Source organism: Skermania sp. ID1734 (assembly GCF_007489285.1).
Classification (GTDB): domain Bacteria; phylum Actinomycetota; class Actinomycetes; order Mycobacteriales; family Mycobacteriaceae; genus ID1734.
Genome location: NZ_VLIY01000005.1, coordinates 36,855 through 55,655, shown reverse-complemented (window position 1 = coordinate 55,655; position 18,801 = coordinate 36,855). Strand labels below are relative to the sequence as shown.

Sequence of the window (18,801 nt, the reverse complement as noted above, 5' to 3'; positions counted from 1 at the left end):
CACGCAAAGTCGCGCGCGGCGTTTTGGCGAACTACCAGATTCTGACGCGCTGGGCAGGGTCCAGGTACAGCGCGTCACCCGGGCGGACGCCGAACGCCTCGTGGAAGCTGTCGAGGTTGCGGACGACGCCGTTGCACCGGAACTCCGGCGGCGAGTGCGGGTCCACGGCCAGCCGACGGATCGCCTCCGCGTCGCGGGCCTTGGTCCGCCAGATCTGCGCCCAGGCGAAGAACACCCGCTGCAACCCGGTCAGGTCGTCGAGGACCGGCGCGTCCGCGCCGTCCAGCGCTATCTTGTAGGCCTCCAGCGCGATGGACAGCCCGCCGAGGTCACCGATGTTCTCGCCGATGGTGAACTCGCCGTTGACCTTGTGACCGGGCAATGCGCGCGGTTCGAACTCGGCGTACTGGTTGATCAACGCCTTGGTGCGCTTGCCGAACTCCGTGCGGTCGTCGTCCGTCCACCAGTCGATCATGTTGCCGTCGCCGTCGTACTTGGCGCCCTGGTCGTCGAACCCGTGCCCGATCTCGTGGCCAATCACCGCGCCGATGCCGCCGTAGTTGGCCGCGTCATCCGCGTTGGGGTCGAAGAACGGCGGCTGCAGAATCGCGGCCGGGAAGACGATCTCGTTCATCCCGGGGTTGTAGTAGGCGTTCACCGTTTGCGGGGTCATGAACCATTCGTCGCGGTCCACCGGACCACCGAGCTTGGCCAGGTCGCGGTCGTACTCGTGCGCGTAGCCGCGGCGGTAGTTGCCCACCAGGTCGTTGGCCGAGATGTCGACGCCGGAATAGTCCCGCCACTTGCTCGGATAGCCGATCTTCGGGGTGAACTTCTCCAGCTTGGCCAGCGCCGCCTTGCGGGTCGCCGGGCTCATCCACTCCAGGTCACTGATGTTGCGCCGATAAGCCTCCATGAGGTTGCCGACCAGCTCGACCATGCGGTCCTTGGACTCGGGCGGGAAGTGGCGCTGCACGTAGAGCTTTCCGACGGCCTCGCCGAGCAGATCCTGCACGAGCGAAACCCCGCGCTTCCAGCGCTCCCGGTTCTCCTCGGCGCCGGTCAGCGTCGTCCCGTAGAACGCGAAGTTTTCCGCGACCAGCGCCTTGGTGAGGAAGGGCGCCCGGGAACGCACGACCCGCCACTGCGCCCATGCCTGCCAGGCGTCGAGCGGCTCGCTGCGCCACAGTTCGGCGAAACCGGCGAGGAAACTGGGCTGACGCACCACTACTTCGGCCAGCCGCTGGGCGACCAGGTCGCCGTCGTCGGTGCTCATCAACGCCCGCGCCCAACCGTGCCAGTCGAAACCGGGGTTGTCGCCGGTCACGGCGTCGAAGGTGCGCAGGTTGTAGCTGAGTTCGGCGTCGCGGCGGCGCACCACGTCCCAGTGCTGCGCAGCGAGTTTGGTTTCCAGTTCGAAGACCGTCTGCGCGGCATCCGGGAGACCGGCCAGTGCGAACATCCGCGACATGTGCCGCACATACTCCGCGCGAGTCTCGGCGTATTCGTCGTCGCGGTAATAGCTTTCGTCGGGCAGACCGAGACCCGACTGGGTGAAGTGCACCAGATACCGCGTCGAGTCCTTGTCATCGGTGTCGACGTAATGTCCCACCGCGCCGCCGACGCCGACCCGCTGCAGCCGCCCGAGCACCGCCGCAAGTTCGTCGCGATCGGTGCAGTTGGCGATCGCCGCGAGTTCGGCGGCAATCGGATCCAGACCGGCGGCTTCGACGGCGGCTTCGTCCATGAAGCTTTCGTATAGATCGGCAATCCGCTGGGCATCCGCACCGTCGGCCTGATGCGCCTCTTGAATAATGCGCTGCACGTCGACTTCTGCCTGGTCATACAGCGTCCGGAAGGCGCCATCGACCGCACGGTCCGCGGGAATCTCGTAATCGGCCAGCCAGCGGCCGTTGACGTGGCCGAACAGGTCGTCCTGAACCCTGGTCGCGCTGTCGACAAAGCGCAGGTCGATACCGGAGTGGCGGTCGGAGTTGGTTGCCTGGTGATTAGTCAACTCAGCGGTCATTGGTCCAGTATGCCGACCGGACAGTGACCGCCGACCGAGTCACCTGGTGAAAAATCGGACATTCCCGTCTGGTCGCCACTCGGGCTAACACCTTGAATTAGGTATGGATTACCTTAAATAAGTGCTGTGGGCTGATGCGATACCAAACCTGCTGATCGGGCTTCGAGAGGGCCTCGAGGCCGGCTTGATCGTCACCATTCTGTTGGCCGCCGTCGCGAAGTCCGCCGACGGCGATACCCGCGTCTCCGCCGCGCCCGTGTGGCTGGGTGTGCTGGGCGCCTTGTCGCTCGCGTTCAGCTTCGCCGCGGTGCTGTCGATCTCGACGAGCGAACTGTCGAGTCGGCTGCAGGAAGCCATCGGCGGAACGCTGAGCGTGCTGGCGGTCGCGCTGGTGACGGCGATGATCTTCTGGATGCGCCGAACCTCGGCTCAGCTGTCGAGCCGGATTCGCGGCGAGGTGGCCGCCGCGCTCCAGGTCGGCGCCGGAGCGCTGGCGCTGACGGCCTTTCTCGCGGTCGGGCGCGAAGGTCTGGAGACGACGCTGTTCCTGTGGACCGCGGCCAAGGCGTCCGGGCAGACCATCGCTCCGATTGTCGGCGCGACGATCGGCATCGCGATCGCGGTGGCGTTGTGCTGGTTGCTCTACCGGCGCGCGGTCAAGCTGAACCTGGGGAAGTTCTTCTCCCGCACCGCGATTCTGTTGATCATCATCGCGGCCGGCGTCCTGTCCTACGGGCTCGGCGACCTGCAGAGTGCCGGGTTACTGCCGGGGCAGAACTGGGTCGCCTTCGACCTGAGTGGGCACATCGACGCGGGATCGTGGTGGGCCACTCTCATCATCGGCGTCACCGAACTCAACGTGCGGATGACGGTGCTGCAGGTGACCGCCTGGGCGTGCTACCTGGTGGTGGTCACCTATGCGTTCGTTGCCGCCGGCCGCCGGCAAACCGCCCCCGCAAACCAAGCCGCGGCTTCCGGCGGCCGGGAAAGGGCGCGCAGCCGCCTGCGTGCGCCGCTCGTTCCGGCCTTCGCCCGCTGGGAGGAGCGAGCCGGCAAACGACTGTGGCTCACCGCCGGGGTGCTGGTCATCGTTCCGATCGCCATTGCCGCGATCGTCATTGCCGCGCTGCCCGGGTCGAAATCGGGCAAGAACCTGGCGGTCTCGGTGACCGAGAAGGACTGTGCGTCCGACTGGCACGGTGTCGAGGCCGGCACCCGCACCATTTCGGTAACGAACCACTCGTCGAAGGCCGGCGAGATCAATCTGGTCGATTCCAGCGGCGCGATAGTCGCCGAAATCGAAACCCTCGGCCCGGCGACCACCGCCGACATGACGGCCACGCTGAGCGATGGCACCTACACCATCAAGTGCATGCTCGCCGGTGAACCGGCCCGGACGTCGGCGGCGGCTCAGGTATCGGGCAGCACCGACAGCACCGCGGCAATGGCCGTCAAACCGGTCAGCGTCGATGACCTGACCCCGCCGAACAACGCCTACCAGGACTACGCGCGGTCCGAGCTCGAGGCGCTGCGTGGCCAGGTCAGTGCACTGCAAGCCGATGTCGCGGCGGGCAACACGGATCAGGCCAAAGCGGATTGGTTGACGGCGGCCATGACCTGGGAACGGGTCGGTGCGTCCTACAACAGCTTCGGCGACATGGGCACGGCCGTGGACGGCTTGCCCAATGGGCTGCCCGGCGGTGTCAATGACCCGGACTTCACGGGCCTGCATCGCGTGGAATACGGCCTGTGGCACGGTCAATCGGCGGCGGAGTTGCTGCCGGTGCTCGACAAGCTCGGCCAGAACATCGAGGCAATCAGCGCCAATCTTTCCAGCACCGACATAGCCGGTGATCCCACCAACCTGCCGATCCGCGCCCACGAGATCCTCGAAGACGCGCTGCGCGACCACCTTTCCGGCAACGACGATCTCGGCGCCGGGGCCGCGTACGCGCAGACCAGCGCCGACATCGACGGCACCCGCAGCGTGCTGGCCGAACTGGCGCCGCTGATCAACGCTCGGAGCCCGCACCTGCTCGCCACGATCAACCAACAACTGGACACGCTGGCGGAGGCACTGCAGAAAACCCGCTCACCGCAAGGCGATTGGATGAGCCCGGCGCAGACGCCGCTGCGCGCGAGGCAAGAGGTCACCGGCGCCCTCGGGGCCGTGCTGGAAACCCTCGCCTCCGTTCCCAACCTGCTCGAGGTGCCGCTGCAGCACTGACTGCCGCACCGACCGTCGACGAAGGAACTTAAGTAGAGAAGACATGGACGTTAACCGCAGAAACTTCCTCAAGGGCGCCGCGGTCGGCGTGTCCGGCGCCGCGATCACCGGGGCGACGCTGGTGCATGGTGCCCAGGTTGACGGCACTGCCACCCCACAATCCGCGAACCCGCCCTCCTACCCCTTTCATGGCGTCAACCAGGCCGGCATCCTCACCCCCGGCCCGTCGTACAAGCAGGCGTTCTCCTGCTACGCGGCCTTCGACGTCATTGCGCGCGACCGCAAAGACCTGGCCGGGTTGTTCAAGACCCTGACCGCTCGGGCACGCTTCCTGACCGCTGGCGGCACCCCACCCAATCTCGGTGTGGCCCAGCCGCCTTCGGACAACGACGTGCTCGGGCCGGTCATTCCGGCCGATGGGTTGACGCTCACGGTCAGCGTCGGCGCCAGCCTTTTCGATGATCGGTTCGGGCTGGCCGACCGCAAGCCGCGCGTGCTCAAGCCGATGCCGATATTCCCCGACGACACCCCTGATCCCGCCTGGATGGGTGGCGATCTGCTCGTGCAGATGTGCGCGCACAGCCCCGACACGATTCACCACACGATTCGCGACATCACTCGGCACACCCGGGGTGCGATGCAGTTGCGCTGGAAGATCGAGGGATATGCGTCACCGTCACGACCGACGGGTACGGGACGAAACCTGTTGGGCTTCAAGGACGGCACTGCAAACCCGACCGGCGGAGATGCATCGAGTCTGGTGTGGGTCGATGACCCGCGCGAGCCGGCCTGGGCGATCGGCGGCACCTACCACGTGGTCCGGTTGATCCGGATGCTCGTCGAGTTCTGGGACCGAGTGTCCATCAACGAGCAGGAGCGTATGTTCGGCCGCCGCCGCGACTCCGGCGCCCCACTGGACGGCAATGCCGAATTCGACACCCCGAACTTCGCGGCCGACCCGAAGGGATCGGTCATTCCACTGGATTCGCATATGCGCCTTGCCAATCCCCGAACCACCGAAACGGCCAACCAGCGGCTGATCCGCCGGTCCTACAACTACGACCTCGGCATCGACCCCAACGGCAATATTTCGGCCGGTCACATCTTCACGGCGTTCCAGCAGGACGTCGAGCGGCAGTTCGAGACGATCCAAGCCCGGCTCAAGGGTGAACCGCTGGTCGACTACGTCGAACCGTTCGGCGGCGGATACTTCTTCGCCCTGCCCGGCGTGCGCGACGAATCGGACTGGTACGCCGCGAAGATGCTGGCCTAGATCTCATGCGCTGCGCTGATACACGCGGAAAGCGCTGGTCGACAGCGCACCCATGACTAGTGCCACGACCGCCAGCAGCGCGAGTCGGGTCCCGACCACCGACCAGTTCGGATCCGACTGCAGCGCCGACCGCGATGCGATCACGGCCCATTCGACCGGGTTGTAGCGCGCCGCGGTCTGCACCCAGGACGGGGACAGCGACGTGTCCATCACCGCCGAACTGAGGAACATCAACGGCAGTGTGATCAACTGAGATATTCCGATCAGCGCCTCCTGCTGCCGGGTGAGCAGTGCGACGGCGTTGGACAGTGCCGCGAAGATGAGCGAAAGCAGCGTCGCCGCAACGATGGTGAGCAACATCCCGCCCACGCCGCCCGGGAAGCGGGCGCCCGCGGCGTAGGCGATGACGAAGATGATCAGGGTCTGGATGATGGTGGTCACCGCCTGATAAGCCAAGGTGCACACCATCATTGCTCCGCGGTTGACCGGTGAGGTGAGCAATCGGTCCATCACGCCGCGCTCGGAGTCCTGGACGTAGGTGGTGCCCGCCCAGGCAGACGCGAACAGCGCCGTCATGATCACCACGCCCGGGGTGAGGAACTCGAGGTAGTCGCCGGCGTGCGGGTCGAAGCCGGGAATGGCTACCACCGATTTGAACAGTTGACCGAATAGCAACAGCCACATGATCGGCTGGATGATCGTCATGACGAGAAAGACTGGGACCCTGCGCATTCCGCGTAGGGAACGGGCTGTCAGCAGGGTGGACTGGGTGATGAATGCGGTGGTCATGCCGGGATTCCTTCGTTAGCGGTGGTGTCGTTGCCGGCCGCGGCGAATGTGCGGCCGGTGTGCTTGAGATAGACGTCGTCGAGCGAGGGCCGGGCGACCGTTGCCGCCGCAACCGTGACGCCCGCGTTGTCGAGCGCCGCGAGGGCGGCTGGTAGCAACCGGGCGCCGCTGCCGGCCCGCGCCCGCAGGACTCGTCCCTCGACCGTGACCTCACCGAGGTCCAGCCTGCCCAAGGCGTTTCGTGCGGCACCCGCCTGTTCGTCTCGCAGGCATTCGAGAAGAATTGTGTCGCCTTGCAATTCGCTCTTGAGCTCGTCCGGCGTGCCGGAGGTGACCACGCGACCGCGGTCGATGATGGCCAACCGGGCCGCGAGCCGGTCCGCCTCATCGAGGTAGTGCGTGGTCAGCAGGATCGTCATCCGCTCGTGGGCGGCCAGCCGCTCGATTTCGCGCCACATCTGGGTGCGTGCCTGTGGATCGAGGCCGGTTGTCGGCTCGTCGAGAAACAGCACCTGCGGCCTGTGCACGAGCCCGAGCGCGACGTCGAGCTTGCGGGCCATCCCGCCCGAGTACGTCTTGACCAGGCGGTCGGCGGCCTCGGCGAGGTCGAAGCGGTCCAGCAGCTCCGTCGCCCGGGCGCGCGCGTCGCGGCGAGAGAGCCCGTGAATGCGGCCGGCCAGTTCCAGGTTTTCCCGACCGGTGTCCATCGGGTCGGTGACCGGCTTCTGGGCTACGAAGCCGATGGCGCGACGCACCTTATCCGGTTGGCCCGTAACATCGAAACCCGCGACGGTGGCCGTTCCGGAATCCGGTCGCGCCAACGTGGTGAGAATCTTGACGGTGGTCGACTTGCCGGCGCCATTGGGCCCGAGCAGCGCGAAAACGGTGCCCGGCTGAACTGAAAAGCTCAAGCTGGCAAGGGCTTTGACGGGCGGCTTGCCGCGACCCGTCGGGTAGGTCTTGACCAGGTCGACGGCCTCGAGGGCCGAGGCGACCGCGATGCGGGTGGTAGTCACAATGCACTCCTTCGAATGCAGCGCAGGGCGCTGCGGGAAAAGAGTCACCCATCGAACTGCTGTGCCCGCGACTACAGTGGTGGTGCGCTTCGAGAAACCGCTGTAGTGGCGAGACCCGTTCGCGGGTCGACTCGAGGTTGGGCGTGGCCCGGGTGTTGCAGCACGCGGGCCACGTTCGTTACTCAGGGGTTGGAATCGCCTCGTTGACCCGAGCGATCCAGTCGACGTCCTCCTTTGCGAAGTACTTGGTTGGGTTTTCCTGGATGTCACCGGGGGTGACGCCTGCGGCGCGCAGTTCGTGCAGGCGCGCCCAGAAGTCGTAGCCGCCGAGCGTGCGGCTCTCGATGTCCGCGCGCAGGGAGTCGACGAACTCGCGTTCGGCACGCAGTATCGCCAACGCGTATTCGCTTTCGATAGCCAGCAGTCGCGGCAGTCCCAGCTTGACCGCCTCGGCCGCCTCTGCTTCCAGGGCCGCGATCTGGCCGGCCAGTCGTACGGCACGGTCTTGCAGCAGGGTTGCCACCGCCTCGGGTGGCAATACCGGCATCAGCGAGAGTGCGGCCTCCAGCGCCGGATACTCCTTGCTCGGGGTCGACAGCAATTCGCGCAGGGAGTCGACGAGTTGATCCTCGCCGTCGGCGGTGATGGCGTAGACCGTGCGCTGGGGCCGGTTGCCCTCCTGCGAGGTGCCTTCCGCCACGATCAAGCCGCGCTTTTCCAGCGACGCGACCACCGAGTACAGCGTCCCGTAGTTGAGCTTGATGCTGTCGTCCTTGCGTCGGCGTTTCAGTGTCGTGGACACCTCGTACGGGTGCATCGGACGCTCGAACAGGCAGCTCAGCACGGCTAAAGCGAGTGGGTTCGACAGTGTCCGGCGCGGCATACTCACATCCTAATACTCGAAATAGAGTACTCGGTAGCGAGCAGTGGGCGCAATAGCTCTTAGGGGACGGCCTTTTACTTACCTGCTGGAAGCAGTGGCCCCCTTGCTGCATCCTGACGCAAGTAGGGGCCCTGCTTCCGGTGGGCTAGCGCAGACCACCGAGGCGCGCGTGCATCTCCCAGACGAGCACCTCGGCCGGCGCCTCGGCGATCAGGCGCTGCCCACCGGAGTGGCTCAAGCGGACAGCATCACCTGCATAAAGACGCCCGATGCCTTCGGCGTCCACCACCCCGCGCGCGACGAACAAGTGCGCGTAGGGCGCCTCGGGGACAACGACGGGGCGGCCCGGGACCATTCGGGCAACGTGCAACGCGGCGTGGGCATTACGGATCGATATGGCGCTGTCGTTGCGGTGTTTGTCCATTCCGGACGCGATTGGAACGAGGCTGCCGCCGCGCAGGGCCTCATCGACTTCGAGTTGTTGGTAACCGGGATCGGTTCCGGGTTGATCGGGCACGACCCACATTTGAATGAAGTGGACCGGTTCGGTCTCGCTCCCGGCCCCATTTCCGTGTAAGCCCAGGCGCCACGAGTCGTTCTTTTCCGAATGCAGAATGCCGGTGCCGGCGCTCATCCGCTGGGCCAGTCCGGGATAGATCACGCCGGTGTGGTCGAGCGAGTCCTGGTGCACCAGACTGCCTTCGAGCACCCAGGTGACGATCTCCATGTCGCGATGCGGATGGGTATCGAAGCCGCGACCCGGCGCGACGATGTCGTCGTTGTTGACCAGCAAGAGGCCGTGGTGCGTGTTGTCCGGGTCGTAATGCTCGCCGAACGAAAACGAATGCTTCGAATCCAGCCAGGACACCCGGGTCTTCATGCGGTCGCCGCCGCGGTGGATGTCGATGTGCGGCACAGCAGGCGCAGCCATGGCATCCTCCTCCCGCATAAGCGGCCCGGTCCGACTCCGTCGTCAACGACACGAGGGTCTGCTAACCAGAGTACGAGCACCGCGGGCAAGCGGCGCGCAACTTGGCTGAGGGAATACCAAGAAAGTGTCGTCGCGGACAGATGCGACGGCCCAAGCTCAGCGGCCAAGAATAGTGCTGTGCTACAACAGGTTTCATTGCCGACTCCAGGGCGCAACGCAAAATCGTTGTCCGTAGCCAGGTTTAAACCGCGCACCGTACAGTTATCGAATGGCCCAACCGGAGGTAAGCCTCGAAAACGCTGAGGCGGTCTACGACTACTACCTCGAGCACAAGCAGAATCGGCTACTCGCGATGAGCGCCTACGCGCTGCTGGCCCGCCGATATCAACCCCGCGTGAGCTATGCCGACGGCGTCCAGCAACAACTGGCGCAACTGGTCAAGAGCGACCGCCGACTCGTCGTCCTCGTGAACCATCTGACGCAGCGCGACCCCTACACGGTGGCGGCAGTGGCCTGGCGGTCGCCACTGCGACCGACCATCGGTCGCGTGCGGGTCTTGGCCAAGGACGAGCTGTTCATCGATCCCAAGCAGCGCCAGCGCGTGGAAATGATGGGCGCGATTCCGGTATTCCGTGGCAAGAACTACGGGATCCGCCAGGTTAACGCCGCCGGCCAGCGAATGATGGACGTCTGCGCCGAGCGGATGCGCCGCGGCGACGACCTCGCCATCTTCCCCGAAGGCACCTGCAACGACGTCGACCCGGCGCAGGTCCAGGCCGTCGGCAGCGGCGTCGGCCACATCACCGCGCGAGCCATGAAGCTCGGGGTGGCACCGACGTTCGTCTTCATCGGCGTCAGCTACGGTCCCGGCGTGCCCACCGAACCGGCTCGCGAACAGGTGCGCTCGGCCAGTTTCTTCATCGACACGCCCACCGACGAGTTGCCGGAACGACCTGGCGACATTGCCCGAATGGTGCGCACCCGATTGCAGGCCGCGGTTGACGGCGCCATCGCGCGGTACTGATCAGGCGGCTGGCAGGCCGAGGCGGTCACGCGCCCATTCCGGCACCAGCGCGAGGTACTCGTCGTTCTTGCCGACGAAGCGGTGCACGAACGGGCAGAACGGCAGCACGCCCAACTTCTCCTCGCGGGTCTGGTCCAACGCCGCGGCGATGAGCACCTTCGCCAAGCCCTGCCCCTCGTACCGCGGATAAATCTCGGTGTGGGTAAAGGCGCGATTACTACCTGCGTTCTCGTAGGCCGCCAGGCCGGCGAGCTGATCGTCCACATACACCTCGAAACGGTTGAGTTCGGCCTTCTTCTCGACCCGAGTGTTCATGACCTGAGCCTACCTACGACGCCTGGTTGCGGTGACGCGCCAGTTGTCGCCGCTTGGGTACGAAATCAGCCCTGGTTGGGCCGCAACTGGAGCGTCACCGCGATAACGAAATGAGAACTTGTTCTATATTTGGCTGCATGTACGAGTGGTCCGACACCGACCTGATGTTTCGCGACGCGCTGCGCACGTTCATCGACAAAGAAGTCCGTCCCAACGTGGACCGACTCGAAAGCGGCGAGCTACCGCCGTTCGATCTGATCCGGAAACTGTTCGCCACCTTTGGAATCGACGCAATGGCGAAGGAGGCACTGGAGCGCTCGCTGGCCGCGGAGGAATCCGGTGAGTCATCGAAGGGGTCCGGCGGCATGCTGGGCGGAGCCGGGTCGATGGGTGTGGTGCTCAATAGCGAACTCGCTGGGGTGAGCCTGGGCCTGGTCGCTTCGCTTGGTGTGAGCCTCCGCCTGGCCGCGGGAACCATCCGCAGCCGCGGCACCCTCGCGCAGAAAAAGCGCTGGCTACCCGGCCTGGTGACGTTCGAGAAGGTTGGCGCATGGGCCATTACCGAGCCGGACTCCGGGTCCGACGCATTCGGCGGAATGAAGACCGCAGTCAAGCGCGACGGGGCGGACTACCTGCTCAACGGGCAGAAAACCTTCATCACCAACGGCCCGTACGCCGACGTGATCATCGTGTACGCCAAGCTGAACGACGACGCGGCCGCCGATCCAAGAGACCGCAAGGTGCTCGCGTTTGTGCTCGATTCGGGTATGCCGGGGCTGACCCAATCCAAGCCGTTCAAGAAGATGGGGATGAACTCCTCACCGACGGGTGAGCTCTTCTTCGACAACGTGCGACTGACGCCCGACCGGCTGCTCGGTGAGACCGAAGACCAGGCTCGCAATGACGGCAAGGCCAGCGCGCGGGAGAATTTTGCCGCCGAGCGCATCGGCATTGCGTCGCTCGCATTGGGCATCATCAACGAATGCCACCGTCTGTGTATCGAGTACTCCAAGAGCCGCAAGCTCTGGGGCCAGGAGATCGGGAAGTTCCAGCTCATCCAGCTGAAGCTGGCCGAGATGGAGATCGCCCGGATCAACGTGCAGAACATGGTGTTCTCCGCCATCGAACGAACCGCCGCGGGGAAGCCGATCTCGCTGGCCGAAGCGTCGGCCATGAAGCTGTACTCCTCGCGCGCGGCCACCGAGGTGGCCATGGAGGCGGTGCAGCTCTTCGGCGGCAACGGCTACATGGCCGAGTATCGGGTGGAACAACTCGCCCGGGACGCCAAGTCGCTGATGATCTACGCGGGATCGAACGAGGTGCAGGTGACGCACATCGCCAAGGGGCTGCTCGGGTAGCCGGCCGCTCCCGGTGGTGCGGTCGCCTCCCGTGCGTGTTTCTTCACCGCCCGCGGTGAAGAAACACGCACGGGTTCTCATCGCACCCGACAAGTTCAAGGGCTCACTCACCGCGGCGGAAGTGGCGTCGGCCCTTGCCCGCGGCATCGTGGACGTTCGCCCGGATTGGCGGGTCGAGGAGCTTCCGGTCGCGGACGGCGGCGACGGGACCGTCGCGGCGGCGCTCGGCGCGGGCTGGCAGCGCGTACCGGTTCGGGTGTCTGGGGCGACCGGTCTGCCGACCACCGCCGAGTACGCGATTCGTGGCGGCCGAGCTGTCGTGGAGCTGGCGAACGCGGTCGGGCTCGCAACGCTAGTCGAACCAGAGCCGTTGGGGTCCAGCACCTTCGGGCTCGGCGAGGTCATCGTCGACGCAGTGGACCGCGGGAGCAGCGAGGTGATAATCGGCCTCGGCGGGAGCGCGTCCACCGACGGTGGTGCTGGAATGCTGCAGGCCCTGGGTGCGGTGATCACCGACGAGAACGGCCATCCGATCGGGCGCGGGGGCGCCGGATTGGCAAAAGTGTCCCGGCTAGACCTGACGCACCTGCATCCCGGGGTTCGACGGGCCCAATTCGTCTTGGCCTGTGACGTAGACAATCCGCTGCTCGGCCCGCGCGGCGCGGCGAAGGTCTTTGCACCGCAGAAGGGCGCGACACCGGCCGACGTCACGCTGCTCGAATCGGCACTGCGCCGCTGGGCCGACGTGGTCGAGAAGGCCGTCGGGTCCCGTGCGTGTTTCTTCACCGCGGGCGGTGAAGAAACACGCACGGGGGGTGGCGGGGTCGGCGTAGGTCTCCGCGAACAACCTGGGGCCGGCGCGGCCGGCGGCACCGGGTTTGCGGGGTTAGCGGTCTTGAACGCCGCGATGCGGCCCGGAATCGACGTGGTGCTCGACGTCATCGGATTTGCCGAGCGGGTCCGCGGCGCCGATCTGGTCATCACCGGCGAAGGCAGCATCGACTCCCAGACGCTGGCCGGTAAGGCCCCGCTCGGCGTGAGCAGAGCCGCCCGGGCCGCCGACGCGCGCGTGATCGCGGTCGCTGGAACGTGTGCTCTCAACCCAAGAGTCTTGAGAGAGTACGGTTTCGATGCCTGCTACTCGCTCGCGGAGCGAGAGCCAGACCAGACGAAGTCGATGGCGAACGCAGCGGAGTTGTTGCGCGGCATCGGGCAACGCATCGCCCGTGATGTCAGCGCTACGTAATCCGCGCCAGATGCTCGATCGCCGCCGCGTAGCCGTGAATCCCTAGCCCCGAGATCACCGCCGTGGCGATCGGCGACACGTACGAATGATGCCGGAATTCTTCGCGCGCATAGACATTGCTGATATGCACTTCAATGATCGGCACCTCAGGAATCACCAACGCGTCGCGCAGCGCGACCGAGGTGTGGGTCAACCCGCCGGGATTGATCACAATTCCAGACTCGAATCCGCGCACCTTATGGATCCGGTCGATCAGCTCGCCTTCCGAATTCGACTGGAAGGCAACCACTTCGCGGTCTAGCCGAGCAGCAGTCCGGCTGCACAGCTCCAACACGTCATCGAGAGTGTCCCGGCCATAGACGTCCGGTTGCCGCGTGCCGAGCATGTTCAGGTTCGGCCCGTTGAGGACGAGGATCGGTCCGTGTGCTGCCACGGGAGAAACCGTACTACTGATCCGGCGACACTCGGGGATCCGTGACGCCGGCCGCGAGCGCAACGCCGACCGCGCCGAGCTGATCCAGCATGCCCAGCTCCGTCGCCGCATCAACGACCCGCCGGCGCAGGTCCGGCGATAGATCCGCGGCGGGCGCGGCCAATTCCTCCAGCGTGGCGTCGTCCAACCGCGCCAGCAGATCCAGTCCCTGCCGCCACAGACCCGTGCGATCGGCCGCCACGACGACGCGGCTGATGATCGCGTCCACGTCCATGGCGACAGCTTGGCGCGCTATGCGGGTGACCTGTTCGTCCGGCACGCGCCCGGCGACGGCCAGGACCTCTGCCCAGAGATCCGCCTCGGCAACGTTGGACAGGAAGGTGTCCATCTCTGCCTCATCGAGACCAGCCACGATTTCGCCGATGTCCCAGGGCAGGTCTTCCCACGCCACGTCGTCGCCCATCGCCGCGGCGAGGGTGACCAGCGGCGCCCACAGGTCGTGCTCGGAGGCGTCGGCGAGCACACGGTCGTGAACCTCGCGCCCGAGGCCGAGCGCCACCCTGGCGACTTCGCGCCGAGCCTGCACCGGCAGCAACGGCACGAGTGGCAGCATTTCCACCCACAGGTGCTCGGATGCGGCCGTACGCACGACACGGTCGATCACTTCCGGGTCCTCGAAGCTGGACAGCTCGGCAAACCTGCGCCGCGATTGCGGGTTCATCGAGCGGACCACCGGCAGGGCGACGTCCCACAGTCCTTGTTCGTGCGCGGTGGCGACCATCCCATTGAGCACCGCATCCTCTTCGCCGGCGGCGACATCTGCCATGTGCCCGCGCGTCGCGTCGTCGAGATAGTCCAGCAGGTTCAGCGCCTCGGGCCACAGTTGCTGCTCGTAGGCCGTGCGGAATACGCCTCGGAGGCGCTCCTCGGGCAGGATCCGGATCATCTCGGGCAACATTTCGGGCTGTTCCATGACAAACCCGGTGCGCAACAGGTCCTCATCACTGAATTCGTCGATCGTTGCCTCGATGGCCGATGTGTCGAGGTGACCGACGAACCGACCCATGGTCACGTATTCGCCGCGCTGGGCCAGAATTCGGGCCACTCCGCGGATCAGGTCGATCGGCATTTTGGCCAGTAGCGTGTCGATCCGCCGCGGATCCAGATGCGGGGTCATATCGGCCAGATACGACAGCGGCAGCCGTTTGGCCATGTCCACGGCGCGCGCCGGTTCGACCAGGTCGGCAACCCGAGCAGCCAGCGCCGGCGCGAAAACGTGCTCCGCGATCTTCGCCGTCAACGCCGTGGGCACCAACTTGCTCGCCTTGGCCAGGCCGAGGAGGCGGCCTTTGTCCGCGTCGAAAAGCCGGTCGGTCGCCTGCTCACGCAGTGTTCGCAGCGTCACCGCATCGAAAGGCTCGAGATAGGAAAGGTCCTCGGGGGAGGTGCCGAGCAGTGCGGCGAGCTTGGCTATCTCCGCGCGCGTCGCGAGCGAACTCACAGTCCGACCACCTTCCGCACCGTCCCGCGCAGCGGGCGCGGCACATGCCGGAGCGCCTCGGTGGTAGCGGCCGCAAGCTCGGCGGCCTGCGACTTCCGGGCCGTTGCCAGGGTGTCGGCCAACCGCTGTGCGTAGGCGTCGGGCAAGTCGGCCAGTCCAGCGGGTGGTGCTGCACCGAGTTCGGCGGCGAGCGCGTCGTGACCTGTGACAAGCACATCATCATCCGGCACATGCGGTCTAGAAGGCATCGGTACATCTCCTCAATCGGTTATTTCTGGCGGCTCCTACGTTGGTCAGTCGAGAGTTCGGGTGACCCACGTCGGCGGTTCCTTCTTCGCCCCGGCGGACCGCGCGATGCGGTGGTTCTTGCCGGTCAGTAGTCGCGCCTGAAGAACGGTTTCGGTCCAGAACGCCGAGCGCGGCGACTCGGTCCAGGTTTGGTGGAAGAGCTTTTTCGTGGCGGCGAGGGCGTCCGGCGAACGCTGGATGAGCTCCTTGGCGAGCGCCTCCGCGCTCGCCATCGGGTCATCGCTGACCTCTGTGACAAGGCCGTATTCCTTGGCCTTGACTCCGTTGAAGACTTCGGCGGTCATCGTGAGGCGCTTGGCCAGGTCCATGGGCAGGAGTTCACGCAGGGTCACTGAACCGGTCATGTCCGGGATCAGCCCCCAACGGCCTTCCATGACCGCGAACTTGCAGTCCGGAGTGGTGAATCGGAAGTCGGCCGCGAGAGCGATCTGAATACCACCGCCGTAACAATGACCGTGCGTCACCGCGAGCACCGGAACCGGCAGCTCCCGCCACTGCCAGCTGCACTTCTGGAACAGGTTCGTGGTCTGGGTCGGTAGCTTCGCGAAGCTGGTGAGGGTCTTCTTGGTGTCCTTGAACGTGGCGAAATCAATTCCTGTGCTGAACGCCTTACCCGCCCCTTTGAGGATGACCACCCGGATCGACTTGTCCTTGGCGATCTTCGCCGGCACCGACGCCAGCGCTTCGATGAGCGGGAAGTCGAGGGAATTCATCTTGTCCGGGCGGTTGAGGGTCGCATAGGCGATGCCATCGACGACTTCAAGGGTGATGCGTTCGCTCACTTGGCGAGCCTTACCTTTCGTTTGTTGTGCGCAGATGGCCGTCGCGCCAGCTTCATTCGTGCGGTTTCGTATTCGTCGCGGAGGCGTTCGACGATCATCGACGCCCGCAGGACCGCCTCTACGGTCCCGATGCCTTGTACGGCGCGCACAGTTGGTCACGGGTCCGCGGCACCGCGTACGGCGACCATGTCGTGGAGCGATGACTTCGGCTCATCGCCGCGTCCCCCACGGGCGCCCCATCGATGCACGCGGTGTGTCGGCGACGCACGGTACCGGCAACGAGCCATGTCAGGGCGCCGGCGGCAGGTGGGTGTCGCTGAATCGGTAGCCGATCCCACGCACGGTGTGGATGCACTCGGTTCCCAACTGCACATCGATTTTGCGGCGGAGATAGCTGATGTAGACCTCGACGATGTTCGGTTCGTAATAATCACCCCACACGCGACGCAGAATTTCGTTTTTGTCGATAGTCCGGCCTCGATGCCGCACCAGCAGCGCCAACACATCGAACTCGCGGCGACTCAACCTGATCGCGGAATTCCCGTACACCACCCGGCTGTTGTGCGCATCCAGACTCAACACCGGCTACCTCGTGTTTCGGCGAGCATCACGTCTGTCCCCTGTTCGCTGACGAGCCGCGATGGCGAGGCTGGGCGGCAGGGCACCGACCGTTGCGTTACTTCCGTATTCGTGGCGCCCACAGCGGGCACACCCTAGGCTGACGCGGCACTGGAATTCGGGTCTCAGGCGCTGCGTTCGGCCGGATTCATGTTTCCGATGTGGATCTCGGACTCCAGCAATCCGTCGTCGCTCGGTGCCAGCCCCTTGTTGAAGACACGGTCGTACTGTTTGGCGCGCATACGCTTGTGCGCCTCGCTGGGGATGTCGAAGCCGTATTTCTGCTGGGCCTCGCGCGGGGTCATAGTGATCGGGTTGACGGCCGGAATGCCGAGGATTGCGGGCGCGGCGACTGGCACCGCCTGCGGTGCGAGCAAGTTCATGAGCCAGAACTTCAGGGGCAACGATCGGTCGATCAGCGTGTGCAGGTTCTTGATGATCGGCGTGATGAGCCGGTCGACAGCCGGGCTCTGGCTGATGCCGAACAGATCGCGCATGTACTGCGGGTACGTGGCGATGACCCCGAGCGCGATCAACCGCGACATCGGCAGGAACGCGGTCTTCTGCCACTTCGCCAGGTCCGGCGGGAGCGCGACCTCGAGGTGCAGGATGAAGTCGACCATGTCCCGGGCCGCTTCCGATGCGCAGAGATGGGGGCGCCAATCGTCGAAGTACTTGATGACGTCCTCACGGGTGCGGGGCACGGTGTCGGGGTCGATGGTCTGCAGTTCGGCGGCGCGGGCGCATTCCTCCCAGAATTGCGCCTCCTCTTCGGGGGAGAGGCGGCCCGGGCCGAACTTCTCGTAGCAGTAGAGGATCGAGTGCCAGGCGGTCATGTGGATCCACAGCTGCGACGACGGCTTGTTCGCGTCGTAGCGATGCTGGGTGACCGGGTCGGTGCCGATCGCCTTGGAGTGCACTTTCACCAGGACATCGGCAGCTTTTGCCGTCGGTTCGGTGGCGCCGAATGCGACCATTGCGAAGTAGCGCAGGGTCCGGCCGTAGCGTGTGTGCGGGCGATACTTTACGCCCCCTGACTCCACGACCGCGGCAGTCAGGTTCGGGTCGAGGTGCTCGATCGTGACCGCTCGGACGAACCCGAGGATGTATGAGGTCGGGTAACTCCAGACCTTCCAGGTCACCGAGCCTGGCCCGAAGAAGCCGTAGTCGGCGGCTGGTTCGAGGTCGGCCGCGAACTGCTCGCGGGTGATTTTCGGCAGGGTGATCATTGTGTTCCTCTCGGCGTTGAGGGGCTGGTTACTTGGTCGGTCGATGGGTTCTCAGGACGGGGACGGTGACGCGCAAAATCAGGTCGACACTGTCGTCGACGGACGAGGACGGCAGGACCGCGTGGGAGATCAGGATGCGGACCATCGCGTCGGAGAAGGCACGCGAGTCGGCGGGGTCGAGCCCGGGGATCGCGTTGTTGAGGATCGGCGCAAAAGCGTCCGCAGCGCGCCGCAGCAGCCGCTGGCCGTGCGTCGCCACGAGCGGAAGCAGGGCCGCGGCGGCGTCATCGGCGAGTATGGACCGCAGGACCGGGTTGGAGCTGAACGACTCGATGACAGAACGCAGGCCCTCGCGCAGCGCGCGCTCCGGGTCATCCGGGTAACGGTTGAGCGCGGCCGCGGCGACCTCGATCATTCCGTCGATCTCGCGGTCGAGGTACACACTCGCCAGATGGTCTTTCGAACCGAAGTGCTTGTAGAGGGTCGGCTTGCTGACCCCGACCTTGGCGGCGATGTCGGTCATGCGGATGTTGGCCCAACCGACGGTTCGGATGAGTTCGACGGTCGCCTCGATCGCCATGCGTTTGAGTAGGTTCTGCGCACGGTTGGCGTAGGCGTCGTCCCCCGAAGCGCGTGGCTGGATATCGACTGCCATCCTCACTCTCCTTCCCCGGGCACTGCATGCCTGTCGGCCAAACGCACTTTACCAGATCTCCATTCCAGTAAAGACATTGTACGGCTCATGGAATTGAGGAATCGGCATTGCCAGCATGGGCTATCTAGTTAAAAAGCCCGGCTCGGCTACGAATGCACGCGGTCTCGGCCGTACCAGCCCACA

18 protein-coding genes are annotated in these 18,801 nt (G+C 65.4%); 5 read left to right on the top strand and 13 right to left on the bottom strand.

The features are described from left to right. Positions 1 to 31: 31 nt before the first annotated feature. Positions 32 to 2,029 (bottom strand): M13 family metallopeptidase, encoded by a 1,998-nt coding sequence (locus tag FOS14_RS07625; protein ID WP_143769700.1) that lies wholly within the window; start codon positions 2,027 to 2,029, stop codon positions 32 to 34. 121 nt (positions 2,030 to 2,150) lie between these two features. Between FOS14_RS07625 and efeU the strand changes: the two genes are divergently transcribed. Beyond that, positions 2,151 to 4,256: an iron uptake transporter permease EfeU gene (efeU, locus tag FOS14_RS07620; protein WP_143769699.1), complete on the top strand. Its 2,106-nt coding sequence runs from the start codon at positions 2,151 to 2,153 to the stop codon at positions 4,254 to 4,256. Positions 4,257 to 4,299: 43 nt separating this feature from the next. Beyond that, entirely contained in the window at positions 4,300 to 5,529 is a 1,230-nt protein-coding gene (locus FOS14_RS07615) for a Dyp-type peroxidase (RefSeq protein ID WP_143769698.1), read from the top strand. 3 nt (positions 5,530 to 5,532) lie between these two features. Here FOS14_RS07615 and FOS14_RS07610 read toward each other — a convergent pair whose 3' ends face one another. The 4 genes from FOS14_RS07610 to FOS14_RS07595 form a co-directional block, all read right to left on the bottom strand. Beyond that, a complete protein-coding gene (locus FOS14_RS07610; protein WP_143769697.1) occupies positions 5,533 to 6,318 on the bottom strand; it encodes an ABC transporter permease in 786 nt (261 codons plus the stop codon). Further along, a complete protein-coding gene (locus tag FOS14_RS07605) occupies positions 6,315 to 7,334 on the bottom strand; it encodes an ATP-binding cassette domain-containing protein (protein ID WP_255450148.1) in 1,020 nt (339 codons plus the stop codon). The genes FOS14_RS07610 and FOS14_RS07605 overlap by 4 nt, the downstream gene beginning before the upstream one ends. Before the next feature lie 178 nt (positions 7,335 to 7,512). Beyond that, positions 7,513 to 8,217 (bottom strand): PadR family transcriptional regulator, encoded by a 705-nt coding sequence (locus FOS14_RS07600; protein ID WP_143769696.1) that lies wholly within the window; start codon positions 8,215 to 8,217, stop codon positions 7,513 to 7,515. A gap of 145 nt (positions 8,218 to 8,362) precedes the next feature. Further along, on the bottom strand, positions 8,363 to 9,148 hold the full coding sequence (locus FOS14_RS07595) for a pirin-like bicupin family protein (RefSeq protein ID WP_143769695.1): 786 nt from the start codon (positions 9,146 to 9,148) through the stop codon (positions 8,363 to 8,365). Positions 9,149 to 9,416: 268 nt separating this feature from the next. Here FOS14_RS07595 and FOS14_RS07590 point away from each other — a divergent pair, with 268 nt between their 5' ends. Next, complete coding sequence (locus tag FOS14_RS07590) at positions 9,417 to 10,172, top strand: 1-acyl-sn-glycerol-3-phosphate acyltransferase (RefSeq protein WP_143769694.1); 756 nt, start codon at positions 9,417 to 9,419, stop codon at positions 10,170 to 10,172. On the opposite strand, the gene FOS14_RS07585 is transcribed toward FOS14_RS07590, so the two are convergent. After that, a complete protein-coding gene (locus FOS14_RS07585; RefSeq protein WP_143769693.1) occupies positions 10,173 to 10,487 on the bottom strand; it encodes a GNAT family N-acetyltransferase in 315 nt (104 codons plus the stop codon). Between the two features lie 137 nt (positions 10,488 to 10,624). Between FOS14_RS07585 and FOS14_RS07580 the strand changes: the two genes are divergently transcribed. Then, a complete protein-coding gene (locus FOS14_RS07580) occupies positions 10,625 to 11,845 on the top strand; it encodes an acyl-CoA dehydrogenase family protein (protein WP_143769692.1) in 1,221 nt (406 codons plus the stop codon). A gap of 55 nt (positions 11,846 to 11,900) precedes the next feature. After that, positions 11,901 to 13,091: a glycerate kinase gene (locus tag FOS14_RS07575; RefSeq protein ID WP_143769691.1), complete on the top strand. Its 1,191-nt coding sequence runs from the start codon at positions 11,901 to 11,903 to the stop codon at positions 13,089 to 13,091. Here FOS14_RS07575 and aroQ read toward each other — a convergent pair. The 7 genes from aroQ to FOS14_RS07540 form a co-directional block, all read right to left on the bottom strand. Then, positions 13,084 to 13,524: a type II 3-dehydroquinate dehydratase gene (gene aroQ, locus FOS14_RS07570; RefSeq protein ID WP_255450147.1), complete on the bottom strand. Its 441-nt coding sequence runs from the start codon at positions 13,522 to 13,524 to the stop codon at positions 13,084 to 13,086. The two genes, FOS14_RS07575 and aroQ, sit on opposite strands and share 8 nt — an antisense overlap. A 13-nt stretch (positions 13,525 to 13,537) precedes the next feature. Next, complete coding sequence (locus FOS14_RS07565; RefSeq protein WP_143769689.1) at positions 13,538 to 15,025, bottom strand: hypothetical protein; 1,488 nt, start codon at positions 15,023 to 15,025, stop codon at positions 13,538 to 13,540. Then, positions 15,022 to 15,273 (bottom strand): hypothetical protein, encoded by a 252-nt coding sequence (locus FOS14_RS07560; protein WP_143769688.1) that lies wholly within the window; start codon positions 15,271 to 15,273, stop codon positions 15,022 to 15,024. Before FOS14_RS07560 ends, FOS14_RS07565 begins: the two co-directional genes overlap by 4 nt. 45 nt (positions 15,274 to 15,318) lie before the next feature. After that, positions 15,319 to 16,116, bottom strand: coding sequence for a crotonase/enoyl-CoA hydratase family protein (locus tag FOS14_RS07555; protein ID WP_143769687.1), 798 nt, complete (start codon positions 16,114 to 16,116; stop codon positions 15,319 to 15,321). A gap of 288 nt (positions 16,117 to 16,404) precedes the next feature. Then, complete coding sequence (locus FOS14_RS07550) at positions 16,405 to 16,698, bottom strand: winged helix-turn-helix domain-containing protein (RefSeq protein ID WP_143769686.1); 294 nt, start codon at positions 16,696 to 16,698, stop codon at positions 16,405 to 16,407. A gap of 161 nt (positions 16,699 to 16,859) precedes the next feature. Then, the gene (locus FOS14_RS07545) at positions 16,860 to 17,963 is read right to left on the bottom strand and encodes an oxygenase MpaB family protein (protein WP_143769685.1); all 1,104 of its coding nucleotides are present in this window, start codon (positions 17,961 to 17,963) and stop codon (positions 16,860 to 16,862) included. 28 nt (positions 17,964 to 17,991) lie between these two features. Then, the gene (locus FOS14_RS07540) at positions 17,992 to 18,618 is read right to left on the bottom strand and encodes a TetR/AcrR family transcriptional regulator (RefSeq protein ID WP_143769684.1); all 627 of its coding nucleotides are present in this window, start codon (positions 18,616 to 18,618) and stop codon (positions 17,992 to 17,994) included. Between the last annotated feature and the right edge of the window lie 183 nt (positions 18,619 to 18,801).